The 24428-nt window shown below is 71.5% G+C and carries 21 protein-coding genes; 8 read left to right on the top strand and 13 right to left on the bottom strand.

The annotated features are described in order from the left end of the window. The 4 genes from OG870_RS12455 to rsmH form a co-directional block, all read right to left on the bottom strand. Positions 1 to 1521: a UDP-N-acetylmuramoyl-L-alanyl-D-glutamate--2,6-diaminopimelate ligase gene (locus OG870_RS12455; RefSeq protein ID WP_266520202.1), complete on the bottom strand. Its 1521-nt coding sequence runs from the start codon at positions 1519 to 1521 to the stop codon at positions 1 to 3. Positions 1522 to 1682: 161 nt separating this feature from the next. Continuing rightward, positions 1683 to 3644: a peptidoglycan D,D-transpeptidase FtsI family protein gene (locus tag OG870_RS12460; RefSeq protein ID WP_323179383.1), complete on the bottom strand. Its 1962-nt coding sequence runs from the start codon at positions 3642 to 3644 to the stop codon at positions 1683 to 1685. A 5-nt stretch (positions 3645 to 3649) separates the two neighbouring features. After that, positions 3650 to 4237 (bottom strand): septum formation initiator family protein, encoded by a 588-nt coding sequence (locus OG870_RS12465; protein ID WP_327690868.1) that lies wholly within the window; start codon positions 4235 to 4237, stop codon positions 3650 to 3652. 62 nt (positions 4238 to 4299) lie between these two features. Continuing rightward, complete coding sequence (gene rsmH, locus OG870_RS12470; RefSeq protein ID WP_266585337.1) at positions 4300 to 5256, bottom strand: 16S rRNA (cytosine(1402)-N(4))-methyltransferase RsmH; 957 nt, start codon at positions 5254 to 5256, stop codon at positions 4300 to 4302. Positions 5257 to 5614: 358 nt separating this feature from the next. Here rsmH and OG870_RS12475 point away from each other — a divergent pair, with 358 nt between their 5' ends. The 4 genes from OG870_RS12475 (at position 5615) to OG870_RS12490 (ending at position 11378) form a co-directional block, all read left to right on the top strand. After that, positions 5615 to 6223 (top strand): beta-class carbonic anhydrase, encoded by a 609-nt coding sequence (locus OG870_RS12475; protein ID WP_405623994.1) that lies wholly within the window; start codon positions 5615 to 5617, stop codon positions 6221 to 6223. A gap of 240 nt (positions 6224 to 6463) precedes the next feature. Then, entirely contained in the window at positions 6464 to 7504 is a 1041-nt protein-coding gene (locus OG870_RS12480) for an AAA family ATPase (RefSeq protein ID WP_266512739.1), read from the top strand. Beyond that, entirely contained in the window at positions 7504 to 8880 is a 1377-nt protein-coding gene (locus tag OG870_RS12485) for a DUF58 domain-containing protein (RefSeq protein ID WP_266512742.1), read from the top strand. Before OG870_RS12480 ends, OG870_RS12485 begins: the two co-directional genes overlap by 1 nt. Continuing rightward, on the top strand, positions 8877 to 11378 hold the full coding sequence (locus OG870_RS12490) for a transglutaminase TgpA family protein (protein WP_327690869.1): 2502 nt from the start codon (positions 8877 to 8879) through the stop codon (positions 11376 to 11378). Before OG870_RS12485 ends, OG870_RS12490 begins: the two co-directional genes overlap by 4 nt. An 81-nt stretch (positions 11379 to 11459) precedes the next feature. Here OG870_RS12490 and OG870_RS12495 read toward each other — a convergent pair whose 3' ends face one another. The 3 genes from OG870_RS12495 to OG870_RS12505 all read right to left on the bottom strand — a co-directional run bounded on the left by OG870_RS12495 (position 11460) and on the right by OG870_RS12505 (position 13698). Next, positions 11460 to 11852: a DUF3040 domain-containing protein gene (locus tag OG870_RS12495; RefSeq protein ID WP_232648209.1), complete on the bottom strand. Its 393-nt coding sequence runs from the start codon at positions 11850 to 11852 to the stop codon at positions 11460 to 11462. Between the two features lie 277 nt (positions 11853 to 12129). Next, positions 12130 to 12957 (bottom strand): methyltransferase, encoded by an 828-nt coding sequence (locus OG870_RS12500; RefSeq protein WP_266923710.1) that lies wholly within the window; start codon positions 12955 to 12957, stop codon positions 12130 to 12132. 174 nt (positions 12958 to 13131) lie between these two features. Continuing rightward, the gene (locus OG870_RS12505) at positions 13132 to 13698 is read right to left on the bottom strand and encodes an SAV_6107 family HEPN domain-containing protein (RefSeq protein ID WP_266512752.1); all 567 of its coding nucleotides are present in this window, start codon (positions 13696 to 13698) and stop codon (positions 13132 to 13134) included. A gap of 173 nt (positions 13699 to 13871) precedes the next feature. Between OG870_RS12505 and OG870_RS12510 the strand changes: the two genes are divergently transcribed. The 4 genes from OG870_RS12510 (at position 13872) to OG870_RS12525 (ending at position 19393) form a co-directional block, all read left to right on the top strand. Continuing rightward, complete coding sequence (locus OG870_RS12510; RefSeq protein ID WP_266840890.1) at positions 13872 to 14666, top strand: ATP-binding cassette domain-containing protein; 795 nt, start codon at positions 13872 to 13874, stop codon at positions 14664 to 14666. Then, the gene (locus OG870_RS12515) at positions 14638 to 16722 is read left to right on the top strand and encodes a YhgE/Pip domain-containing protein (RefSeq protein WP_266840888.1); all 2085 of its coding nucleotides are present in this window, start codon (positions 14638 to 14640) and stop codon (positions 16720 to 16722) included. The genes OG870_RS12510 and OG870_RS12515 overlap by 29 nt, the downstream gene beginning before the upstream one ends. A gap of 47 nt (positions 16723 to 16769) precedes the next feature. Continuing rightward, positions 16770 to 17399 carry a TetR/AcrR family transcriptional regulator gene (locus tag OG870_RS12520; RefSeq protein ID WP_266512760.1) on the top strand — a complete coding sequence of 210 codons (630 nt, stop codon included), beginning with the start codon at positions 16770 to 16772 and terminating at the stop codon, positions 17397 to 17399. A gap of 485 nt (positions 17400 to 17884) precedes the next feature. Then, entirely contained in the window at positions 17885 to 19393 is a 1509-nt protein-coding gene (locus tag OG870_RS12525; protein WP_266512763.1) for a phytoene desaturase family protein, read from the top strand. Between the two features lie 33 nt (positions 19394 to 19426). Here OG870_RS12525 and OG870_RS12530 read toward each other — a convergent pair whose 3' ends face one another. The 6 genes from OG870_RS12530 to OG870_RS12555 all read right to left on the bottom strand — a co-directional run bounded on the left by OG870_RS12530 (position 19427) and on the right by OG870_RS12555 (position 24424). Continuing rightward, a complete protein-coding gene (locus tag OG870_RS12530) occupies positions 19427 to 20410 on the bottom strand; it encodes an SCO2102 family sporulation regulator (protein WP_266585325.1) in 984 nt (327 codons plus the stop codon). A 56-nt stretch (positions 20411 to 20466) separates the two neighbouring features. Then, positions 20467 to 21390, bottom strand: coding sequence for a methylenetetrahydrofolate reductase [NAD(P)H] (metF, locus tag OG870_RS12535; protein ID WP_266512768.1), 924 nt, complete (start codon positions 21388 to 21390; stop codon positions 20467 to 20469). 119 nt (positions 21391 to 21509) lie between these two features. After that, the gene (gene thiE / locus OG870_RS12540; protein ID WP_266585323.1) at positions 21510 to 22166 is read right to left on the bottom strand and encodes a thiamine phosphate synthase; all 657 of its coding nucleotides are present in this window, start codon (positions 22164 to 22166) and stop codon (positions 21510 to 21512) included. Between the two features lie 195 nt (positions 22167 to 22361). Further along, positions 22362 to 22733 (bottom strand): Rv2175c family DNA-binding protein, encoded by a 372-nt coding sequence (locus OG870_RS12545; protein ID WP_266512774.1) that lies wholly within the window; start codon positions 22731 to 22733, stop codon positions 22362 to 22364. Between the two features lie 66 nt (positions 22734 to 22799). Next, a complete protein-coding gene (locus tag OG870_RS12550; protein WP_266512777.1) occupies positions 22800 to 24041 on the bottom strand; it encodes an NAD(P)/FAD-dependent oxidoreductase in 1242 nt (413 codons plus the stop codon). Between the two features lie 32 nt (positions 24042 to 24073). Continuing rightward, on the bottom strand, positions 24074 to 24424 hold the full coding sequence (locus OG870_RS12555) for a hypothetical protein (protein WP_266512780.1): 351 nt from the start codon (positions 24422 to 24424) through the stop codon (positions 24074 to 24076). Positions 24425 to 24428: the final 4 nt, after the last annotated feature.

The raw sequence follows: 24428 nt of genomic DNA on the forward strand, positions 1-24428 counted from the left end.
TCATCCCTGGGTCTTCTGGATAGCTTCGCGAAGCACCTGGCGGTCGTCGAAGGGACGGACCACCCCGGCGATGTCCTGGCCCTGCTCGTGGCCCTTCCCTGCGACCAGCACCGTGTCGCCCGGCCGCGCGCGGGCGACGGCCGCGGCGATCGCGGCGGCCCGGTCCTCGAAGACCTGGACCTCGCCGCGCTCGTGTGCTGGTACGGACGCGGCGCCCTCAAGCATGGTTGCAAGGATGGCGAGGGGGTCCTCGGAGCGGGGGTTGTCGGAGGTCAGTACGGCGGTGTCGGCGAGCCGGGCCACGGCTGCGCCCATCGGCGCCCGCTTTGTCCTGTCCCGGTCGCCGCCACAGCCGAGCACGACGTGCAGCTTGCCCTCGGTGACGTGGCGCAGGGCCCGCAGGACCGATTCGACGGCGTCGGTCTTGTGGGCGTAGTCCACGACCGCGAGATAGGGCTGGCCGGCGTCCACCCGCTCCAGGCGTCCGGGGACTCCCGGCACGGCGGCGATGCCGTCGGCGGCGGTCTGCGGGTCCAGGCCCGCGGCGGCCAGGGCGACGATCGCGGCGAGGGTGTTGGCCACGTTGAAGGGGCCTGGCAGCGGCGCCTTGGCGTGGATCCGCTCGCCCTGCGGGCCGATCACCGTGAACGTCGAGTCCAGTTGGCCGATCTCGACGTCCTCGGCGCGCCAGTCGGCGTCCGGGTGGCCCTCGGCGGAGAAGGTGACGACCGGGACGGCGGCCTCCTTGGCGAGCCGCCGGCCGTACTCGTCGTCGGCGTTGACCACGCCGAGCCTGCTGCGCTCGGGCGTGAACAACTGCGCCTTGGCCCGGAAGTAGTCCTCCATGTCGGAGTGGAACTCCATGTGTTCCGGGCTGAGGTTGGTGAAGACGCCGATGTCGAAGACGCAGCCGTCGACGCGGCCGAGGACCAGCGCATGGCTGGAGACCTCCATGGCGACCGCCTCGACGCCGCGCTCGCGCATGACCGCGAACAGGGCCTGCAGGTCGGTGGCTTCGGGCGTGGTGCGCTCGGACTTGATGCGCTCGTCTCCGATGCGCATCTCGACCGTGCCGATGAGGCCGGTGTTGCTCTTGGTCCGCAGCCCGCCCTCGACGAGGTAGGCGGTGGTGGTCTTGCCCGAGGTGCCGGTGATGCCGATCTGGAGCAGGTCGCGGCCGGGGTGGCCGTAGATCGTGGCCGCCAGCTCGCCCATCTGCGCGCGCGGATCGGCGACCACCAGGACCGGCAGGCCGGTCGCCACGGCGCGCTCGGCCCCCGTCGGGTCGGTCAGCACGGCGACCGCGCCGAGGCCTGCGGCCTGGACGACGAAGTCGGCGCCGTGCAGACGGGCGCCGGGCAGGGCGGCGTACAGGTCGCCGGGGCGGACGGCGCGCGAGTCATGGGTGATGCCCGTGACCTCGGCGGCGCTCTCCGGCGCGGTGGCACCCAGCTGATCGGCGAGTTCCGCGAGGGGTGTGGCGGAGAGCTGCACCGGCCTGGGCGGCCCCGGATAGGTCACGGATGCGCCCTTCTGGGTGGTTTGGGACTGATCAGCGTGTGGCACGGCGGTGAGCGTACCGGGCGCACCCGCTTGCGGGCGAAGTGAGGGGCGGGCGGTGCCCGGGTTGCCGGAGTCGGGAGTGATCATGGTCACGGAGCGTTCCTGGCTGGTTGCGCTGATCAGGGCGTGAAGGTGACGGGCAGGTTCGCGGCCTTGGCCCCCGTGGGCGGGACCTGGAGGGTCTTCAGTGCGAACTCCATCACCTTCTTGTAGATGGGTCCGCAGATCTGGCCGCCGAAGTAACTGCCGCTCGTGGCGTTCTGGATGGCGCAGTAGACGGTGATGCGGGGGTTGTCCGCCGGCGCGAATCCGGCGAACGACGAGGTGTAGCCGCGGTACTTGCCGGTGGCCGGATCCACGCGGTTGGCCGTACCCGTCTTGCCCGCGACCCGGTAGCCGGGGATGCGCGCCTTGGCGCCCGTGCCCTCCTCGTCGTCCACCACCGACTCCAGCATCTGGGCGAGCGTCTTCGCCGTCTTGGCGCTGACGACCCGTGTCTTCTTGGGCTGCGCGGCAGGCGTGAAGCGTCCGTCGGCTCCCTTGGTGCCGCGCACGAGCGTGGGTTCGACGCGGACACCGCCGTTGGCGATGGTCGAGTAGACGGAGGCCGCCTGCATCGCGGTGAGGGACACACCCTGGCCGAAAGGGATCGTGTACTGCTGCGACGTCGACCACTTGTCGGGCGGGGCGAGGATGCCCTTGGTCTCCCCCGGGATGCCGAGTCCGCTGTAGCTGCCGATGCCGAACTTGCGCAGGTACGAGTAGAGGACCCTGTTGGCCTGTGCCTGTGTCTTGCCGAGCTGGCCGGTGGCCAGGATGGTGCCGATGTTGCTGGACTTGGCGAGCACGCCGTTGAGCGTCAGGTTCCAGGTGGCGTGGTCGATGTCGTCCTTGAAGAGCCGGTCGCCGCGGTGCAGCCGGTTCGGCACGACGACATGCGTGAGCGGGGTGGCGACGTTCTGCTGCAGTACGGCCGCCATCGACATGATTTTCGCGGTGGAGCCGGGCTCGAAGGCGTCCTCGACGGCCCAGTTGTGCAAGGCGTTCGGGTTCGCCTTGGACAGGTCGTTCGGGTCGAAGCCGGGTGAGTTGGCCATGGCGAGGATCTCGCCGGTCCGGGTGTCCTGCACTATCACGTAGCCGCGGTCCGCCCTGGACTCCTTGACCTGCTCGGTGATCGCGTTCTGCGCCGCCCACTGGATGTCGCGGTCGATGGTGAGCTCGACGTCGCTGCCGGGCACGGCCGGCGTCTCGGCGGACCCCGCGGTGGGCACCAGGCGGCCGCCGGACTGCGCGTAGCGGATCTTGCCGTCCTTGCCGGCGAGGTCCTGGTTGAACTCCTGCTCCACGCCTCCGCCGCCCTTGCCGTCGTCGTTGACCCAGCCCAGTATCCCGGCGGCCAGGTCCTGGTTGGGGTAGATGCGCTTGCTGCTGGGGTCGGCGAAGACGCCGGCGAGGACGTTGACCGTGGACTTGTCCTTCTCGCCCTTCGCGGTGAGCGCGGCCTTCAGGTCCTTGATCTGCTTCCAGACCTGCGGGGTCTGCCGGCGGGCGAGCAGGACGTAGCGCAGCTCCCTGTTCGTGGGACGCAGCTTCTTCAGGAGCGCGTCCTGGTCGAGGCCTAGGATCGGCGCGAGGAGAACGGCCGCCTGCTCGGGTCCGTCGTCGATCTTCAGCTGCTTGCGGTTGAACATCGTGGGGTCGGCCGTGAGGTCGTACGCGTCCACACTGGCCGCGAGAGCCACGCCGTTGCGGTCGGTGATGCCGCCGCGCTCGGCGGCCAGGACGTGGCCGACGTAGCGGTTCTGCTCGGCCTTGGCGGCGTACGCGCTCGCGTCGACGGCCTGCACCTGCAGCAGCCGTACGACGAACGCGATCAGCACCAGGGTGAGCGCCAGGCTGACCATGCGCAGCCGGGGGCGGGGGCTGCCCAGCCTCAGTGCGTTCGGGGCCGCGGGGCGGGCCGGCACCGGACGGCGGGCCGGGCGGGCGCCGGGGTTCGGGCGGCGCTGGCCGGCGACGGGACGGGCAGGACGTGCGGGGCCGGGCACGCGGCGGCGCGGCGGTTCCCTGTCGGACACTTCCGTCACCTGCCGAGGGTCGTGGTCGTCTGAGCGGGGGCGGTCGTCTGAGCGGGGGCGGTCGCCTGGGCGAGGGTGGCCGCCTGGGCGGGGGCGGCTGCCGGAGTGGGAGTAGCCACGGGAGTGGGAGTGGCTGCCGGAGTGGGGGGCGTGCCGGGGTCCGGTGCGGAGGCGAGTGCCTCCGGCGGGAGCAGGACGAGTGGCATCCCTGCCGCGGACTGCTCGGCGGCGGCCGAGGGGACGCCCTTCACGGTGCCGTCGGGGTTCAGGAAGGCGGGGTCCGAGCCGGGGACCATGCCCAGCTCGCGGGCGCGGCGCTGGAGGGCCTCCGGGGCGGAGTAGGAGTCGATGTCCCGCTGGAGCGCCTGTTCCTCGTCGGTGAGGCTCTTGGTGTCCTTCTGGAGGTCGTCGAGCCGGAACGAGCCCTCGCTGACCGCGGAGTTCAGCACCAGGAGCCCGATCAGTCCGCCGCCGAGGAGGAGCACGACGAGGAGGACGAAGGGGGTTCGGGCCGCCTGTCCGCGGTTTCCCGGTCCCGGGAAGAGCCGGGCGAGCCGGGCGGCCCTCCCTCTCAGTTCGGGTTTCCTACTCACAAGGCCTCCAGTGAGTCCGGTTTCCCAACTCGCTCACTCCCCGGCTCGTTCGAAAATCCGACTCACTCGGCGTCCTCCCTGATGCGCTGGGCGCCGCGCAACCGCGCCGGTGCCGCCCGCCGGTTCTCGGCGACCTCTTCCTCGGTGGGAAGTTCGGCACCGCGCGTGAGCAGCTTGAGCCGGGGCTGGTAGCGCTCGGGCACCACCGGCAGACCGGGCGGGGCGGTGTTCGCCGCGCCTGCTGCGAACACCTGTTTGACCAGGCGGTCCTCGAGCGAGTGGTACGACAGGACGGCGATCCGCCCGCCCACGTCCAGCGACTTCACCGCGGCCGGGATCGCCTGCTCCAGGACGGAGAGCTCGCCGTTGACCTCGATGCGCAGGGCCTGGAAGGTGCGCTTGGCGGGGTTGCCGCCCGTGCGCTTGGCGGCCTGCGGCAGCGCGTCCCTGATGAGCTCGACGAGCCGCGCGCTGTTGCTGAACGGCTCCTTCCCGCGCTCACGCACGATCGCGGACACGATCCGCTTGGCCTGCTTCTCCTCGCCGTACGCGCGCAGGATCCGGACGAGTTCGCCCGGGGGGTAGGTGTTGAGGACCTCGGCGGCGCTCATGCCGGTCGTCTGGTCCATGCGCATGTCGAGCGGGGCGTCCTGGGCGTAGGCGAAGCCGCGGTCGGCCTCGTCGAGCTGCATGGAGGAGACGCCGAGGTCGAACAGGACGCCCTGCACGCGCGCGAGGCCGAGCCGTCGCAGTACGGCCGGGAGCTCGTCGTAGACCGCGTGCACCAGGGTGGCCCGCTCGCCGAAGGACGCGAGCCGCTCGCCCGACAGGCGCAGCGCCTCCTTGTCGCGGTCGAGGGCGACCAGCCGGGCCTCGGGGAACTGGGTGAGCAGGGCCTCGCTGTGGCCGCCCAGGCCGAGCGTGCAGTCGACGACCACCGCTCCCGGCCGCTGCAGGGCGGGGGCCAACAGGTCCAGGCACCGCTGGAGCATCACCGGGACGTGTCGACTCTGACTCAAGGGGCCCTCTCAGATCCGGCACGGTGTACGCACCGCCGGGTCCCCGCCCGCTCATGAAGGGGAGGCCTGCCGGCGCCGAGAGCGTCAGCCGACCGGGAGCGGGAGGAGGCCGAGCCGTACGTACGCGCCGCGCACGTGGGGAGACCGTCCGTGCGCGAGCCGGGGCCTCCGGGGAATTCAGTCCAGCAGGGAGAGCCTCGCCTCCCGCTTCGCGTCACTTTAGTCCACGGTGTCTCGCGGTCAATCAACCGGCCTGCGCGTCGCGGTCCGGCATGAGTGCGATGCGGTGAATCCGGGAAAACCACCCGCGCGGCTCCCTGTCGGCCACCCATGTGGGTTACCTCACAAGAGGACTGTGATGACTCCCTTTTCCCGCTCTCACACCGCGACCGGATCGCTTGTGACCAGTAACGTTATAGATATGACGACTTCTGCATCCGTTCCCACCGACTCCGAAGACGCCATACGGGGCGGCACCGTCACCGACCGCCTCGTGGAGGCCAACGAGCGGTACGCCGCCGAGTTCACCGACCCCGGAATGGACGCCCGTCCCGTCCTGCACGTCGCGGTCGTGGCCTGCATGGACGCCCGTATCGACCTGCACAAGGCACTCGGCCTGCAGCTCGGCGACTGCCACACGATCCGCAACGCCGGCGGCGTGGTCACCGACGACGTGATCCGCTCGCTCACCGTCAGCCAGCGCAAGCTCGGCACCCGCACCATCGTCCTCATCCACCACACCGGCTGCGGCATGGAGTCGATCACCGAGGACTTCCGCACCGAACTGGAGCAGGAGGTCGGCCAGCGCCCCGCCTGGGCGGCCGAGGCCTTCGCGGACGTCGACCAGGACGTACGGCAGTCCATGCAGCGTGTGCGCACCTCACCGTTCCTGCTGCACACCGACGACGTACGCGGATTCGTCTTCGACGTGAGGACGGGCCTGCTGCGCGAGATCGACCCCGTGTGACCGTCCCCGGCCCTTCTCGTTTTTCGCAGAACCGCCGCACACTGAAGCCCAAGCGTCACAAAACCCGACATATCGCAGCCAGTTGTCCACAGTCGAGTGACACGAATCGGTAACGGCAGCAAGAATGCGGTGTGTGACGTCGCGCGGAACTATTCACGCGTGGTGTCCGTGTTTCGGGGTGGGCCGGTCCGCATCGCAGAGCGCGACGGCCCGGAGAAAGAACGGGCCGAGGAGGGCCGGGTGACGACCTATGACGATCGAGCGAGCCTTACAGATCTGACTGCCACTGTGGAGCGGGTCCGCAGTTCGGTGGAAGGAGTGATCGAGGGCAAGCCCGAGGTCGTGCGGCTTTCGCTGACCGTACTGCTCGCCGAGGGGCATCTTCTGATCGAGGATGTCCCCGGCGTGGGCAAGACCATGCTGGCCAAGGCGCTGGCCAAGTCCATCGACTGTTCGGTGCGACGTATTCAGTTCACCCCGGATCTGCTGCCCTCGGACATCACAGGTGTGTCCATCTGGGACCAGCAGCGCCGGGACTTCGAGTTCAAGCCGGGCGCGATCTTCGCGCAGATCGTGATCGGCGACGAGATCAACCGCGCCTCGCCGAAGACGCAGTCCGCGCTGCTTGAGTCGATGGAGGAGCGCCAGGTCACCATCGACGGGACGACCTACGAGCTGCCCAGCCCCTTCATGGTGGTGGCCACGCAGAACCCGGTCGAGATGGAGGGCACCTACCCGCTGCCCGAAGCCCAGCGCGACCGCTTCATGGCCCGGGTCTCCATCGGCTACCCCAGCGCGGAGGCCGAGCTGCAGATGCTCGACATCCACGGCGGGGTGAACCCGCTGGACGACCTGCAGCCGGTGGCGCACGCCCACGACATCGTGAAGCTGGTCGAGGCCGTCCGCGGCGTCCACGTCGCCGACGCGGTCCGGCGGTACGCGGTGGACCTGGTCGCCGCCACCCGCACCCATCCCGACCTCAGACTCGGCGCCTCCCCGCGCGCGACGCTGCATCTGCTGCGCGCGGCGAAGGCATCCGCAGCTCTGAGCGGGAGGCAGTACGCGCTACCGGACGACGTGCAGGCACTCGCCGTCGCCGTCCTGGCCCACCGCCTGCTGCCCACCGCCCAGGCCCAGCTCAACCGCCGTTCGGCGGAGCAGGTCGTGCAGGAGATCCTGCAGCGCACCCCGGTGCCCGCGGCACCCCAGCAGCAGAGCGGCTACGGCACCCTGGGCCACGGCAGTGCGGCGTACGGCCAGCAACCGCCGCGGACGTTGTGATGACCACCGCCGGGGGGACGGGCCGCCCGGACACCGGCCACAGCGACAAGGGCGGCGTCCGTACGGCCCTCGCGGGCCTGACCACCCGCGGACGCTCCTTCCTGGCGGCGGGCGTCGCGGCCGCCGTCTGCGCCTACGTCCTGGGACAGAGCGACCTGTTGCGGGTCGGCCTGCTGCTCGCCGTGCTGCCCCTGGTCTGCGCGCTGTTCCTGTACCGCACGCGCTACCGGGTGGCCGGCAGCCGCCGCCTCTCCCCCGCGCGCGTGCCGGCCGGCAGCGAGGCCCGCGTCCATCTGCGGATGGACAACGTCTCGCGGCTGCCCACCGGCCTGCTGATGCTGCAGGACCGGGTGCCGTACGTGCTCGGCCCGCGCCCTCGGTTCGTACTGGACCGGGTAGAGCCGGGGGGCCGCCGCGAGGTGTCCTACCGGGTCCGCTCCGACCTGCGAGGCCGCTATCCGCTGGGCCCGCTGCAGCTGCGTCTGACCGACCCGTTCGGGATGTGCGAGCTGACCCGGTCCTTCTCGACGCACGACAACCTGACGGTGATCCCGCGCGTGGAGGCGCTGCCGCCGGTGCGGCTGACGGGCGAGGCGAAGGGGTACGGCGACGGGCGGCAGCGCTCGCTCGCCCTGGCCGGCGAGGACGACGTGATCCCGCGCGGCTACCGCTACGGCGACGACCTGCGCCGCGTCCACTGGCGCCTGACAGCCCGCTACGGCGAGCTGATGGTGCGCCGCGAGGAGCAGCCCCAGCGCTCCCGCTGCACGGTGCTGCTCGACACCCGGGGCATCGCCTTCGAGGGCGCGGGCCCCGACTCGGCCTTCGAGTGGGCCGTGTCGGGCACAGCGTCCGTCCTGGTGCACATGCTGGAACGGGGTTTTTCCGTCCGCCTGTTGACCGACACCGGCACCTCGGTGCCCGGCGAGGGCGCCGACGGGTTCGCGGGCGCGAGCCAGGAGACGGCCGACTCGGCCGGGCTGATGATGGACACCCTCGCGGTGGTCGACCACTCGGACGGCGCGGGCCTGTCCCGGGCCTACGACGTACTGCGCGGCGGGAACGAGGGGCTTCTCGTGGCCTTCTTCGGCGATCTGGACGAGGAACAGGCCGCGGTGGCCGCCAAGATGCGGCAGCGCAGCGGAGGCGCGGTCGCCTTCCTGCTGGACACCGGCGGCTGGGTGCGGGAACCGACCGATGTGCCCGGTCCGTTGGACAGGGGCGAGGAGCGGCTGCGGATGCTGCGGGAGGCGGGCTGGACCGCCCTGAGGGTGCCCAGGGGCGCTTCGCTGGCTGGGCTGTGGCGTCAGGCGGACCGTGAGCGCACGGGCCTCGCCGCGGCGGGCGGGACGACCGGTGAGGGGGTGGGCTCATGAGCGGGCGCGCACGACTGGCGCTGTGCGCCTGGGCGGCCACGCTGATGACGTCCTGCGCCCTGCTGCCCCTGCTCTCCCCGGCCACGTGGATCCTTCAGGTGGCCGTCATGCTGGGTGTGCAGACGGGCGTGGGCGCGGCGACCCGGCGGGTGCCGCTGGCGCGGCCGCTGACGGTTGCGGCACAGGCGCTCGTCACGCTGATGATGCTGACCCTGGTCTTCGCCCGGCAGCAGGCGCTGCTCGGGATCGTCCCGGGTCCTGAGGCGTTCCGTCACTTCGCCGATCTGCTGCGGCAGGGGGGCGACGACATCGCGCGGTACGCGATCCCGGCGCCCCTGGAGTCGGCCGGCATCCGGCTGATGGTCTTCGGCGGAGTCCTGCTGATCGGTCTCGCGGTGGACACGCTCGCGGTGACCTTCCGCAGCGCCGCCCCGGCCGGACTGCCCCTGCTCGCGCTGTACTCCGTCGCCGCGGGACTCTCCGACGGTGGGACGGACTGGCTGTGGTTCCTGGTCGCGGCGGCCGGCTATCTGATGCTGCTCCTGGCCGAGGGACGCGAACGGCTCTCGCAGTGGGGCCGGATCTTCGGCGGTGCCGCGCGCTCCCAGAGCGGGGAGCCCGGCGCGGTGGCGCCGGTCCGCACCGGGCGGCGTATCGGGATGGTCGCGCTGGGCGTCGCCCTGGTGGTGCCGGTTGCCCTGCCCGCGATGAACGGCGGCCTGCTGGACGCGGCCGGGACGGGCGTGGGCTCGGGCAACGGCAGCGGCGGCACCATCTCTGCGGTGAACCCCCTGGTGTCGCTGCGCGACAGTCTGAACGTGGACGAGGACCGCCAGGTCCTGTCCCTGAAGACGAACAGCAACGACCTCTCGAACATGTACCTGCGGATCGTGTCGCTCGACGACTTCGACGGCAGCACCTGGAAGCCGTCCAAGCGGCATGTCACCGGCGTACCGGACAAGTTCCCGACCCCGGTCGGCCTCGCCCCGGACGTCAAGCGGGCGGAGATCGAGACCCGGATCTCGGCCGCCGACTGGTACGCCCAGGACTGGCTGCCGATGCCGTACCCGCCCAGCGGCGTGGACGTCGGGGGCAAGTGGCGTTACGAACCGGTGGGCATGACGCTGGTCGGCGACCACGGGGAGACCACGCGTCACAAGACCTATCTGGTCAAGAGCCTCGATGTGCAGCCGACGGCGCAGCAACTCGCCGATGCCCCGGAGCCGCCCGCGTCCCTGAAGCGTGACTACACCAGGCTTCCGGACTCGGTGCCCGCGGTGGTGGGCAGGACCGCCCGCACGGTCACCAAGGGCTCGACCAGCCACTACGAGCAGGCGGTCAAGCTCCAGGACTACTTCGCGATGAACGGCGGCTTCCAGTACAGCACCCAGGTGCAGGTCGGCAACGGCCCGCAGGCGATCGCCCGCTTCCTGAAGGACAAGGAGGGCTTCTGCGTCCACTTCTCCTTCGCGATGGCGGCGATGGCCCGCAGCCTGGGCATCCCCGCCCGGGTCGCGGTGGGCTTCGCCCCGGGCACGCCACAGGCGAACGGCTCGGTGTCGGTGGGTCTCAAGGACGCGCACGCCTGGCCCGAGCTGTACTTCGAGGGCGTGGGCTGGACCCGCTTCGAGCCGACCCCGAACCGCGGCGTGACGCCCTCGTACACGCAGACGGACACGCCGGGCAACAGCCTTCCCGACGTGACGCGGCCCTCGCAGTCGGCGGGCTCGTCCGCCTCCGCGGCGCCGTCGGCGAGCACGAGCTGCTCGGCGCAGCTGAAGAAGCTCGAGGCCTGCGCGGCGGCGCTCCCGCTGGACACCGCCACGCCGGGCGACGACGGCCTCCCCTGGTACAAGATCGCCGGCTGGGCCCTGCTGGGGCTCCTCGCGGTCGCGGTGCCACTGCTGCCCATGCTGTGGCGACTGCGACGGCGCTCGGTGCGCCTGACCTCGGCTCAGCACTCCGCGTCGGGCATGCGGCCGACCCGAGAGGGCCGCACGGCACGAGGGACGGACACGGGGGCCGCCGACGACATCGAGGTGACGGCCCTGCAGATCGAGGCCGAGGCGCGATACGCCGCCGAGGTCGCCGCGGGCCATGTCCTGGCCGTCTGGCGCGAACTCACCGACACGGCCTGGGACTACGGCATCGCGCCGGACGACGCACTGACCCCGCGGAAGGCGGCCGCGCGCATCGTGCGGCTGGGGCAGCTGGACACGGCCACCGCCGAGGCGGTGCACCGGGTGGCGAGTGCGGTGGAGCAGGTGCTGTTCGCACCGGAGCCGCAGGCTGTGCCCGGGCTGGCCGACGATGTGCACCGGCTGCGGGTGGCGCTGCGGTCGAGTGTCGGCTGGACCACCCGGGTACGGGCGGTCGTGGCGCCCCGGTCGGCCATCCGCGCGGTGTGGGACTTCGCGGAACGCTGGACGGTCCTCAAGGCCCGCTGGGCGGACCGCTGGTCGACGCTGGTGCAACGGCCAGGGCAGCAGAGCGGCTGACGGCGCCTCGGTCTTCCGGGCACACATGAGGGGGTGACCACCCGGGCGGGTGGTCACCCCCTCATCTGCGTCTGGGAGGTGCTAGTGGCCCTGCTCGTCGCGGCGGCGCTGCCAGCGCTGCTCGATGCGGTCCATCATGGAGCGCTTCTGCCGTCCCTGACGGCGCGCGTGCGGGGCACCGGCGGCGGGCTGTTCACCCGGCTTGGGGGCCTTGCGCCAGCCGGTCACGGCGAGGACCGCACAGCCGAGCATGACGAGGAAACCCACCACGCTGAGCCACACCTGCTTGGCGACCATTCCAGCCATGAGGAGCGCGATACCCACGAGAAAGCCGGCGACCGCCTGGTAGACCCGTCGCCGGGTGTACGTACGCAGCCCGCTTCCCTCAAGCGCTGTCGCGAACTTGGGATCTTCGGCGTACAGCGCTCGCTCCATCTGCTCGAGCATGCGCTGCTCGTGCTCCGAGAGCGGCACGGAGTCCTCCTCATCGTGCAGTCGCCGGGGCGACCCGGGGGGTCCCTTCAGGATAGGCAGGGAATCGCCCCCGTGAAACCCGCCCCTCTGCGCCAATTGGCCAACCGGAATCCGCCATGGACGTCCCGGCTCGCTGAAGCTTGCATTCCCCAGCGGCCGACCCGTCATGCCGGGTGGTCTCCCTCGATCATACGGCGCCGAGCCTCCGATCGGGGGGCCTGTGGCCTACTCCATGTGCGGCCAAGTCCCTGATCAGCGGTGCACCGCAGGAGGCGGCTCAGGCGTCCAAGGCCCCCTGCGTCTCGCCGAGCACGTGGAGCTGGGTGGCGACGGAGTGGAAGGCGGGGAGTTCGGCCGCCGCCTCCTCCAGCTTCAGCAGCGCCTCCAGGGCGCCCGGCTCGGTGTCCACGAGAACGCCCGGGACGAGGTCGGCGAAGACCCGTACGCCGTGCACGGCACCGACCCTGAGGCCCGCGCCCTCGGCCAGGGAGGTGAGCTGCTCGGCGGTGAAGCGGCGCGGCACGGGGTCGCCGTCGCCCCAGCGGCCGTTCGGGTCTTCGAGGGCCTGCTTGGCCTCCTTGAAGTGGCCGGCGAGGGCGCGCGCGAGCACGGCGCCGCCGAGCCCCGCGGCGAGCAGGCTGAGCACTCCCTCGGACCGCAGGGCGGCCACGGCGTTGCGCACGCCTTCGGCCGGGTCGTCGACGTACTCCAGGACGCCGTGGCACAGCACCACGTCGTAGCCGCCGCGCTCGACCACGTCGAAGAGGCCGTGGGCGTCGCCCTGGACGCCCTTCACCCGGTCGGCGACGCCGGCCTCGGCGGTGCGGCGCTCCAGAGCGAACAGCGCATTGGGGCTGGGGTCGACGACGGTGACCCGGTGGCCGAGACGGGCGACGGGCACCGCGAAGTTGCCGCTGCCGCCCCCGGTGTCGAGGACGTCCAGCGACTCCCGGCCCGTGGCCTTCACTCGGCGTTCGAGGGCCTCCTGCAGGACCTCCCAGACCACGGCGGTACGGAGGGAGGCGCGGGGGCGAGGGGGGTCGGTGCGTGACGACGTCGTCTGGGGGTGGTGGTGGGAGACGGGCGGGCGCATCGGGTCCGACACGGCAGTTGACTCCTCGGCGCGGCACCGCCCCTTGCACGGCGGAGCGAACGGAGTGCCTCCCCCGCCGGGATGCGGGAGGGAAGGCTTCAGGCGCCTTCCACCCTATTGCCTCCTGTGCCCTGCCTGGTCACCGCGGTGGCGTGCCCCACCCGACGTCTCGTACGGCGGACGGGCTCATCCCGTGTCCGGTAAGTCACGGTCGCTCTCCGCTTCGGTCTGCGGATGGTCGGCGTCCTGGCGCGGCTGCGGGAGGACCGGCTGGAGGACGAGCATCCGCTCGACGAGGCGCAGGAACATCGCCACGTCGCGTATCAGGTCGTCGGCGTCGCGGCGGCCGGCGGCGCCCGGGATGCCCGCCTCGGCCCGGGCGCGGCGCCGGGCACCGGAGGCGAACAGCGCGCTCCACTCGGTCAGTTCGGGCGCGATTTCGGGGAGCACTTCCCAAGCGCTCCGGATACGGGCCCGGCGTCGGGAGGACGGTTCGGGGCGCCCTCGCGCGGCGAGCACGGCGGCGGCCGTGCGCAGGGCGGCGAGGTGGGCGGTGGCATAGCGCTCGTTCGGCGTTTCGAGGACGGCTGCCTCGTCCAGTCCGGCGCGGGCCTGGGCCAGCAGGTCGAGGGCGGCGGGCGGGGCCGTGGTCCGGCGGAGCACCGGGTGGACGTCGCTCGCCGGGCCGGTCAGTGAGGGGGCAGGACCGGTGGCACGGCGCCGGCGGGCGGCTGCTGCGTGGTAGCTGGCCATGACGAACCTCCTGTCGTCTGCGTGACGGCATGCCCCGATACGGGCCGCCGTATGTGCCCATCGTGCGGTATGCCACTGACAATCCGTTCTGACCTGGGCTTTTGCTTCGATCGAAAGTTCGCGTTAGTTTTTGCACTGACCAGTCAGTTCAAATTTAGGGGAATGGGGGAACCGTGCCCGGAATCGGTGTCACGGCCCGCGGCCTCGGACTCAGGGGCCCTCGCGGCTGGGCCTTCCGCGACGTCACGTTCGACGCGGAGCCCGGCTCGCTGATCGCGATCGAGGGACCGTCCGGGTCCGGCCGCACCTGCCTGCTGCTCGCGCTCACAGGACGGATGAAGCTCACGGAGGGCGCGGCCGGGGTGGGCGAGTGGAAGCTGCCCAAGCAGATGGCGGCCGTACGCCGGGTCAGTGGGCTCGCGCACGTCGGCGGGGTCACCGATCTCGACCCGGCGCTGACCGTGGGCGAGCACCTGCACGAACGGGCGCTGCTGCAGCGGCGGTTCGGCGACTCGCTGCGCGGGCTGCTGCGTCCGCGTGCGGAACGCGTCGCCGAGGCCAGGCTGCGGATCGACACCGCGCTGGCCGCCGCCGGCCTTGACCGGGAGGTGCTGCCCAAGGGCTCCCGGACGGCCGTACGCGATCTCGAACGGCTGGAGGCGCTGCGGCTGTCCCTCGCGCTCGCCCTGCTCGGGCGCCCCCGGCTGCTCGGCGTCGACGACACCGACCTCAAGCTCTCGGAGGCCGAACGGGGCGAGGTCTGGGCGCTGTTGAGGTCGGTCGCCGAGTCCGGGACGACCGTCGTGGCCGTGTGCAGCGAGGCTCCGGACGACACCGTCGCCGTAGCCACCGGGGACGTCGCAGCCACCGAGGAAGTCGCCGCCACCGAAGGCGTCATGGCCACCCAGGACGTCGCCACCGAGGGAAAGGGGAGGGACGATGCGCTCGCCGAAACTGGCCGCTCTTGAGCTGAGGCGCTTCGGCAGGGGCAGGCTGCCGCGCGCCGCCATGGTGGCGCTCCTGGTGCTGCCGCTGCTGTACGGAGCCCTGTACCTGTGGTCCTTCTGGGACCCGTACGGCCGTCTGGACCGCATCCCGGTGGCGCTCGTCAACGACGACAAGGGGGCGACGGCCGACGGGAAGAGGATCGCGGCGGGCGACACCCTCACCGAGGGGCTGCGCGACAGCGACGTCTTCGACTGGCACGAGGTGAGCTCCGCCGAGGCACGCGCGGGCGTGGAGGACGGCACGTACTACCTGTCGCTGACCATGCCGGCCGACCTCAGCCGGCGGATCGCGTCCAGCGCGGGCGACTCGCCGCAGACGGGCGCACTGCAGGTGCGTACGAACGACGCCAACAACTACATCGTCGGGCAGATCTCGCGGACCGTGTTCAGCGAGGTGCGCCAGGCCGCGTCCACGAAGGCATCACGGTCCTTCCTGGACAAGATCTTCATCTCGTTCTCCGACATCCACGGCGCGACGGTGAAGGCGGCGAACGGCGCCGACAAGCTGAGCGGCGGCATCGGGAAGGCGGAGAAGGGCTCCAAGGACCTCGCCGACGGGCTGAAGGACGCCAAGGACGGCAGCGGCAGTCTGTCCAAGGGCCTGCGGAAGCTCGACACGGGCGCCGGCGACCTGGAGGACGGCTCGAAGCAGGTCGCGGCGGGCACGCAGACACTCGCCGACAAGGTCAACGGGATCGACAAGAAGGCGGGCCCGTTCCTGAAGGGCAACGAGAAGACCATCGGGGACACCGCCCAGCTGGTCGCCGACTCCTCCAAGGCGATCCGCCACAACCTCGGCACCCTGGTCAAGACGGCCCCGGTAGCCGCCAAGGGCGCCCGTGCGGCCTCCGACACGCTGGACGACGTCTACAGGGCGCGCTGCGAGAACCCCGTACTGCCGGACGCGGCCTGCTCCGACCTGAAGAAGGCGAAGGAGGCGGCCGACGACGTGTCGACGATCGCCGACGACCTGAACACGCTGATCGGCGACCAGGACGGCGACCTGAAGAAGCTCGACAAGAACCTGGCCACCCTCCAGACGCAGGCCCAGGCACTCGCCGACCGCGCGCCGCACCTCTCCGAGGACCTCGACGACGCCGTCTCCAAGGTCAACAAGCTGAACGAGGGCGCCGGGAAGGTCGCCGCGGGCGCCAAGAAGCTGCACAAGGGGCTCGGCACGGCCAGGAGCGGTGCCGGAGACCTGGACGAGGGCCTCGGCAAGCTGAAGACCGGCGCCCAGACCCTCAACGGCGGCATGTACAAGCTCGTCGACGGCTCGGGCAAACTCGCGGGCGGGCTGCACGACGGCGCCGGGCAGATCCCCGACTACGACAAGCAGGACCGCGACAAGCGCACCCAGGTGATGGCGGACCCGGTCGGGCTCGTCTCCAAGGACCTGCACAAGGCGCCCAACTACGGCACCGGGTTCGCCCCGTACTTCATCCCGCTGTCCCTGTGGGTGGGCGCGATGGTGGCGTACATGCTGATCCCGCCGATGAACCGGCGCGCGCTCGCCACGGGCGCCCCGGCGTGGCGGATCGCGCTGGCGGGCTGGCTCCCGGTGGTCGCGATCGGCGTACTGCAGACAGTGTCCCTGATGTCGGTGCTGCACTGGGCGATCGGCCTGCAACTGGACCGGGCGGCCGGCACCGTCGGCTTCCTGTTCCTGGTGACGGCGTGCTTCGGGGCGATCGTGCAATGGCTGAACGCGCGCTTCGGGGCGGCGGGCCGGATCCTCGTCCTCGCCCTGCTGATGCTCCAGTTGACCTCCGCCGGCGGCACGTACCCCGTACAGACCAGTCCGGGCTTCTTCAACGCGATCCACCCCTTCCTGCCGATGAGCTACGTCGTGGAGGCCCTGAGGAGGCTCATCACGGGCGGCGGCACGGGACCGGTGTGGCACGCGTGCGTGGTGCTCACGGCGTTCACCGCGGGCGCCCTCGCACTGACCGCCGTGTCGGCCCGCCGCCGGCAGGTGTGGACGCTGGACCGCCTGCACCCGGAGCTGACCCTGTGAGCCCTGCGGTGACGTCCGGACGTACGGTTCCTGTGACAATCAGGACCATGGAACGCAGCAGCGCCACGTCGGGCGGCACCACCCGCCGCGAGGCCACCCGACAGAAGCTCTACGAGGCGGCCGTCACGCTCATCGCCGAGCAGGGTTTCTCCGCCACCACGGTGGACGAGATCGCCGAGCGTGCCGGGGTCGCGAAGGGCACGGTCTACTACAACTTCGCGAGCAAGTCCGTCCTCTTCGAGGAGCTGCTGCGGCACGGCGTCGGGCTCCTCACGGCCTCCCTGAGGGAGGCGGCCGAGCGGACGGCCAGGGACGGCGGCAGCAAGGTGGACGCCCTGGACGCGATGATCCGGGCCGGTCTCGTCTTCATCGACCGCTATCCGGCCTTCACCCAGCTGTACGTGGCCGAGATGTGGCGCACCAACAGGGCCTGGCAGTCCACGCTGATGGTGGTCCGTCAGCAGGCGGTCGCGGTCGTCGAGGACGTGCTGCGCGAGGGTGTGGCGAACGGCGAGTTCAGCGACGAGATCGACGTGTCACTGACCGCGTCGGCGCTGGTCGGCATGGTCCTGGTGGCCGCCCTGGACTGGCAGTCCTTCCAACCGGAGCGCTCCCTGGACGATGTCCACGCGGCGCTGTCCCGGCTGCTCCAGGGGCGCGTGAGCGGGCAGCGCTGAGCACACACGAAAGCGCCGGTCCGAGGTGGCCGCGTCCCCCGCGGGCCACCTCGAACCGGCGCCTTCCCGTACTCCCCCGTTTTCTCTTCCCCCCGTTGGGACCCCCGTTTCGGTCCGTTCCCCCGGGTTCCCCCGTGCCTCGCTCCCGCCGACCTCGGTCGGCGGAAGGAGCGGATCCGGGGCCGCTCCGTTCCGACGCCCCGTGTCGCCGGTGCCGGAGCCGCGCCCCTTTCCGTGCCTCCACTCTCTCGTTCACGCAGGTCGGGCCCATCCGCGCGCGTACTCATCTCGCTCACTAGGTACGCATACTCAGTGCTGCGCACTCACCCCCAGTGCGCTCCGTTGCCGACTGGTCCCGATCGCCTCCGCATCAGTACTCCCCTGGGCGCCTCCTGCCTCCCCTCGGCCGATCTTCCCGGTCTCCCGGATCCGGGGGCGGACCACTCGTGCCGTGGCTGTCAGTGGCGGTCGGTAAGGTCGCTGGCATGGGACGGATTGCGGTGATCGGCGCCGGGATGGGCGCGATGGCGGCCGCCGCCCGGCTGGCCGTCGCGGGCCACCGGGTCGCGGTGTACGAGCGTGCTCAGACGTACGGCGGGGCGGTATGCCGCTTCGAGCGGGACGGGTTCGGCTTCGACACCGGTCCCGGGCTGCTGACGCTGCCCGCCGTCTGGCGCGATCTGTTCGTCAAGACCGGCAAGGAGCCGCTGGAGGCGTGCGTCGAGCTGGTCCAGGTCGATCCGTCCTCACGGCACGTCTTCGCGGACGGCACGGAGGTGTCCCTGCCGAACGCCTCGCGCGCGGGCGCGGTCGCGGCCCTGGACGAGGCCCTCGGAGCGGGCGCGGGCGGGCGCTGGGGCGACTTCCTGGTGCGGGCCCGTGAGGCCTGGGACCGCACCCGCCGGCCCCTGTTGGAGGAGCCCCTGTGGACCGACTGGTCGGTGCTGGCCGAGCGCGAGCCGTACCCGGCGGTCCCGCACAAGAGGCTGCTGCGCACCCGACGCGCCACCACGCTCGCCGAGGTCGGCGCCTGGGAGCTGCGCGATCCCCGGCTGACGGCCCTGCTGGAGAGTTACGCCCTCTCCTACGGCCTCGATCCGCGGGTCGCTCCGGCGAGCGCGGCCGTGCTGCCGTACATGGAGCACGCCTTCGGGAGCTGGTATGTCCGCGGCGGCGTAAGGGAGTTGGCGCGCGCGGTGTACGAGCGGTGCGTGGCCCGCAGGGTCGAGTTCCACTTCGGCGCCGAGGTGACGGGCCTGTTGGAGAAGGACGGACGCGCGGCGGGGGTGGAGCTGGCCGGGGGCACCTCCCTGGTGGAGGCGGACCATGTGGTGGCCGGCGTGCATCCCGTACGTCTGCGGGGGCTGACGGAGCGTCTGCTCGACGGGGAGGGCGATGTACGGCCCGACACCGCCCCCCGCCCCGGACGGTTCACCGTGCTGCTGGCGCTGCGCGGCCCGCGGGAGGCCGGTGCGGTTCATCACACGGTCGTGCACGCGCCCGACCGTGCGGCCGAGTTGGACTCTCTGGGTTCCTGCGCGGCCGAGCCCGTCCGGCCCACGGTGACCGTGCTGCGGCCGGACGACCCGGCGCTGAGACCGGACGACGGGCACGAGTCCGTGGTCGTGTCCGCGGTGGTGGCGACGGGGTCCGACCGGCATCCGCCGGAGCGGGACGAACGCCTCGCCGACGTGCTCGTGGCCGCGGCCGGGGCCGCGATACCGGGGCTTCGTGAGCGGATCCTGTGGCGCGAGGTGCGGCCGCCGGAACACGGCGAGAAAGAAGCAGGCGCCGCGTTCGGTGGGCTGTCGGCTCCTTCGCTGGCCGCGGGGAGCGGGCGCTTCCTGCACCCGGCCAACACCACCCGGTTCCCGGGTCTGTACCGGGTCGGCGGGTGGTCCCACCCCGGTGGCGGTCTCCCGCATGCCGGCATGTCGGGCGCGCTGGTGGCCGGACTGATCGTGGAGGGGCCGGAGTTCAGGGGTTCCCAGTGAGCGCCCCGCGCCGAGGGGCCCGCTGAGGGGGTCTCAGAAGCGGTACTGCTCGTCGTACCCGTTCCCCTGTGCCTGTCCCTGCGCCTGCCCCTGACCGTTGTTGTCCTGGTAGGGGTAGGGCTGCTCCTGCGGGAGTTCGCCGCTGTAGGTCTCGTCGGTGCGCTGCTGCGGAACCCACACGCCGCCGGCCGGGGTCTCGCCGCCGTAGCTGCCGGTGGCGTACTGGTCCTGGCCGTAGCCCTGCTGCGCGTACTGACCGTAGGTGGCGTCGTAGCCGCCGCCGTAGGTCTGGGTGCCGATGTACGGGTCGGAGTAGGCGGCGTACTGCTGCTGGCCGGTGGTGTCGTAGCCGTACTGCTGCTGGTCGTACCCGGAGTAGTCGTACGCGTAGGCCTGGTCGGCGCCCTGGGCCGCCGTCGCGTACTGGTCCTGGGCCTGGCCGGCGTTCGCGTAGGACGGGTCGTTGGCCGCGGTGTACGCGTTGTCGTTGTATATGCCGTACGAGCCGGTGTCGTCGGGCAGGGGCTGCGGCTCGTACACCGCGGTGGACTCGGCGGCCGTGGGCTCGGCGGCGGAGCGGGCGGGGGTGAAGACGTCGTCGCGGTCGTACTCGTCGTCGTTGTACGACACGCTTTCGCGGTTGTAGGCGGCCGCCTGGTCGCCGTACCCGCTCTCACCCGGCTCCAGGTCGGAGACCTCCAGGGTCGGGTCCTGGCGGTCCGCCGTGCCACGCCTGCGCTTGGTGCCGGCGCCGTCCTCGTCGGGGCGCTTGACCGCCCAGCCCGCGGAGAAGCCCCGGCGGAACGACAGCGTGACGTAGGTCTGGCCGACCGCGAACGCGGCCGCGCCCAGCCCGATGACGATCACCTGCGAGATCAGCACCCCGGCCACGACGCACAGGAAGCCGGCGAAGGCGAGCAACCGCCAGCGCAGCCGCGCCTTGTACTGGAGCAGCACCTCACCCAGCAGCCACAGCGCGACGATTCCGAACGCGATGTAGAGGACCGTATAGCCCATGTACGCCCCTCTCCCAGTCGCCGCTACGCAGTGTGTCGTATACCCGTGCGGCTGGTCTAGGCCCGCGGGGGTTGGTGCAGGCCCAGGTTCTCGTAGATTTCCAGCGTCGCCGTGGAGTTGTTGAGCGTGATGAAGTGCAGTCCGGGCACGCCCTCGGCGAGCAGCCGCGCGCAGAACTCCGTGGCGAATTCGATGCCAATGGAGCGTACAGCGGTCGGATCGTCTTTTGCTGTGAGGATTCGCTCTTTCAGGGCGGACGGGATGTGCGCGTTGCTGAGCTGGGGCAGCCGCTCCAGCATCTTCACACTGGTCACCGGCATGACTTCGGGGATGACGGGGGTCTCGCAGCCCGCCGCGGCGACCCGGTCACGCAGCCGCAGATAGGACTCCGGCTGGAAGAACATCTGCGTGATGGCGTAGTCGGCGCCCGCCCGGCACTTGTCCACGAAGCGGGCGACGTCCGCGTCCCAGTCCTCGGAGCGCGGGTGCATCTCCGGGAAGGCCGCGACACCTACGCAGAAGTCGCCCGACTCCTTGATGAGCTGGACGAGTTCGGCGGCGTAGGTCAGGCCCGTCGGGTGCGGCACCCAGTCGCCCATGGGGTCGCCGGGCGGGTCACCGCGCACGGCGAGCATGTTGCGGATCCCGGCGTCGGCGTACTGGCCGATGATGTTGCGCAGTTCGGCGATGGAATGGTTGACCGCGGTGAGGTGGGCGACCGGGGTGAGGGTGGTGTCGACGACGATCTGCTGGGTCTCCGTGACCGTGGTCGCACGCGTGGAACCGCCTGCTCCATAGGTGACGGAGACGAAGTCGGGGGCCACCGCCTCGACCCTGCGCAGCGCGTTCCACAGGCTCTTCTCGCCCTTGGGGGTCTTCGGCGCAGAGAACTCGAACGAGTACGTCGTTTTGCCGCTCGCGAGCATGTCGCTCACCGTGCGTGCGCGATCAGTCCGGGTGGATGCGGTTCCGAGGGCCATACTCGCAGGTTAACCAGGGGTGGGCGGTCCCCCAACCGAGGGCCGGAAATTTGCCCGATTTGTCGACTTGTTGTCCACCCCTTGGACAGCCTGCCCGCTCAGGGATTCCGGCTGCCCGCTCAGCGATTCCGCAGCCGCTTCGCGAAGTCGGCCGCCGCCGCGCCGGGGTCGTCCGCCTCGGTGATCGCGCGAACGACCACGACCCGGCGGGCACCGGCCGCGAGCACCTCGTCGAGGTTGCCGAGGTCGATGCCGCCGATGGCGAACCAGGGGCGGTCGGTGCCGAGGGAGGCCGTGTATCGGACCAGGTCGAGGCCGGGGGCGTACCGGCCCGGCTTGGTGGGGGTCGGCCAGCAGGGGCCGGTGCAGAAGTAGTCGACGCCCTCCTGGACGGCGGCGGCCGCCGCTTCCGCCTCCGCGTGCGTCGAACGGCCGATGAGGACGTCGTCCCCGAGAATCGCGCGGGCCGCGGGGACCGGGAGGTCGCCCTGGCCCAGATGGAGTACGCCGGCACCGGCGGCGTGCGCGACGTCCGCGCGGTCGTTGACCGCCAGCAGCTTGTCGTGACGGGCGCAGGCGTCGGCGAGGACCTTCAGGTGCTCCAGCTCCTCGGCCGCCTCCATGCCCTTGTCGCGCAGCTGCACGATGTCGACGCCGCCGGCCAGGACGGCGTCCAGGAACTCGGGCAGGTCGCCCTGGCGCCTGCGGGCGTCCGTGCACAGGTAGACGCGGGCGTCGGCGAGCCGGGCGCGTGCGGTGGCGGCGGTGTCGGGCATACGAGGGTCCCCCCGGTGTCGTTCCGTGTCGGCGGCGTACGGGCTCGGGGACGGGCCGTGGCCGTCGGTCCCTGCGGGCCGCAGCGAACCTGCGGACCTGACCTCAGTGGACCTGCCGGCCGCAGTGAACCGCGGCCGTGGCCTTGGCCGGCCCCGGCCCGTACGCCGGACGGTGTTCGGATCAGCCTGTTCGGATCAGACGGCGAGCGCCTGGGCCCGGCGCTTCACCTCCGTGCCTCGATTCTCGCTGAGAGCCTGCGCGGGGGTGCCGGGCAGGCTCTCGTCGGGGGTGAAGAGCCACTCGAGCATCTCTTCGTCGGTGAAGCCGTCGTCCCGCAGAAGCGTCAGGGTGCCGGTCAGGCCCTTGACGACCTTCTGCTCGGTCCCGTCGATGAAGGCGGCGGGGACGTGCAGCGCACGGTTCTCACCACGGCGTACGGCGATGACTTGGCCGTCCTTGACCAGCTGTCGCACGCGCGTCACCTCGACATCGAGCATCTCTGCGATGTCGGGCAGCGTGAGCCAGGCGGGGACGAGAGCATCGATCTTTGCGTCAATCTCGGTCACGGAATCAAGCCTGCCATCCCGCACTGACAGTCGGAAGCCAGGAGCGTCCGACCTGCGGCTTTTGCACTACACCGCGGCGGCTTTCAAGGGCTTCGCCGGATCCGCGAGCAGCTCGGGGTCCATCGGCGTGCCCGCCTCGATCAGCCGTCTGCCCTGTGCCAGGTCCCGCGGCCTGCCCACCGCCAGCAGGGCGGCCAGTCGGTTCTCGCGCAACCAGCAGACGGACCAGGCGGGCCCCGACGGGTCGCCGCGCCACAGGGTCGTGTCGGCGGACGTGTGGTGGCCGGCGTACTGGACGAAGCGGCCGAACTGCTCGGACCAGAAGTACGGGACCGGGTCGTAGACCGCCAGGGGTTCGTCGGTGGCCTCGCCGACGATGTTCGCCGCCACCGTGCGCGGCCCCTGGAGGGCGTTGTCCCAGTGGTGGACCAGCAGGCGCTCGCCGTACCGTCCCGAAGGGAACGAGGCGCAGTCACCGACGGCGTAGACGTCCGGCGCGGACGTGCGCAGGTGGGTGTCGGCCACGACCTCGCGGTGCGCGCCGAGCCCGATGCCGGAGCCGGACAGCCAGGCCGTGGCGGGGCGGGCGCCGATGCCGACCACGACCGCGCCCGCGGGCAGCCGCGTGCCGTCGTCGAGGACGACCGCGCCGTGCTCGACGCGCTGCACGCGCGCGTGTGTACGCAGCACGGCGCCGGCATCGCCGTACCAGGCCGCCATCGGCGCGGCCACCTCGGCCGGCAGTGCTCCCGTGAGCGGCCGGTCCGCGGCCTCGACGACGGTCACCGCGCAGCCGGCCTCGCGCGCGGCGGTGGCGAACTCGGCGCCGATCCAGCCCGCGCCGACGACCACGATGTCGTGCTGCCGCGCGAGCACGGGCCGCAGTCGCTCGGCGTCGTCCAGTGTGCGCAGCAGATGCACGCCGGGCACGCCCTCCGTGCCCGGCAGGGCGATCGGCTCGGCGCCGGTGGCGAGGACCAGGACGTCGTACGGGACGGGCCCGGCCTCGGTGTCCAGTTCGTGCTCGCCGGGGCGCACGCCGAGCACCTCGCGGCCCAGTTGCAGTTCGATGCCGAGCGCCTCGAAGTCGACGTCGAAGGCGGAGCCCTCGGACTTGCCGAGCAGGACGGCCTTGGACAGCGGCGGCCGGTCGTACGGCTGGTGGGGCTCGGCGCCGATCAGTGTGACGGTGCCGGTGAAGCCCTGATCGCGCAGGGCGACGGCCGTCTGCACACCGGCCATCCCCGCGCCGACGACGACCACGCGCCGTGCCGGTGACGTGCTCACTTCCCGCGTCTGCTCGCTCACCTGATCACCATAGACAAGTGACGATTCGTCAGTCAGCGGTCGTGCTCAGTGACCTGCTCCACAACACTTGTTCCGCTGCCCGGCTGCGACTCCCACTCCCAGGTCTCCTCCAGCCGCACCCGCCGGTCCGGCAGTTCCACCACCGTCGACACGCAGTGCCCCGAGGACGTCGTCCCGTCGTGCTTGAGCTGGACGTACCGGAAGTCCAGCCGGTCCCCCGCCCGGGTACCCACCAGATGCCCGCGTACGACGTCGCCGCCCGCGTACTCGGCCCAGATCTCCCCGTCCTTCTCGTGGTACGTGAACCGGGTACGGGTACCCACCTGACCTGGGGCCTGGTCGGCGACGGGCGCGAGGACGAGGCCGTCGAGCGAGCGGGGCATGGCA

It is taken from the genome of Streptomyces sp. NBC_00461, from assembly GCF_036013935.1.
In the GTDB taxonomy this organism is placed as follows: domain Bacteria; phylum Actinomycetota; class Actinomycetes; order Streptomycetales; family Streptomycetaceae; genus Streptomyces.

Bases quoted from the DNA above. Each gene is read 5' to 3' on its own strand.
- OG870_RS12475 (WP_405623994.1), top strand. From the start codon at position 5,615: ATGACTCCCTTTTCCCGCTCTCACACCGCGACCGGATCGCTTGTGACC.
- OG870_RS12485 (WP_266512742.1), top strand. From the start codon at position 7,504: ATGACCACCGCCGGGGGGACGGGCCGCCCGGACACCGGCCACAGCGAC.
- OG870_RS12490 (WP_327690869.1), top strand. From the start codon at position 8,877: ATGAGCGGGCGCGCACGACTGGCGCTGTGCGCCTGGGCGGCCACGCTG.
- OG870_RS12505 (WP_266512752.1), bottom strand. From the start codon at position 13,698: ATGGCCAGCTACCACGCAGCAGCCGCCCGCCGGCGCCGTGCCACCGGT.
- OG870_RS12515 (WP_266840888.1), top strand. From the start codon at position 14,638: ATGCGCTCGCCGAAACTGGCCGCTCTTGAGCTGAGGCGCTTCGGCAGG.
- OG870_RS12520 (WP_266512760.1), top strand. From the start codon at position 16,770: ATGGAACGCAGCAGCGCCACGTCGGGCGGCACCACCCGCCGCGAGGCC.
- OG870_RS12525 (WP_266512763.1), top strand. From the start codon at position 17,885: ATGGGACGGATTGCGGTGATCGGCGCCGGGATGGGCGCGATGGCGGCC.
- OG870_RS12530 (WP_266585325.1), bottom strand. From the start codon at position 20,410: ATGGGCTATACGGTCCTCTACATCGCGTTCGGAATCGTCGCGCTGTGG.
- metF (WP_266512768.1), bottom strand. From the start codon at position 21,390: ATGGCCCTCGGAACCGCATCCACCCGGACTGATCGCGCACGCACGGTG.
- thiE (WP_266585323.1), bottom strand. From the start codon at position 22,166: ATGCCCGACACCGCCGCCACCGCACGCGCCCGGCTCGCCGACGCCCGC.
- OG870_RS12555 (WP_266512780.1), bottom strand. From the start codon at position 24,424: ATGCCCCGCTCGCTCGACGGCCTCGTCCTCGCGCCCGTCGCCGACCAG.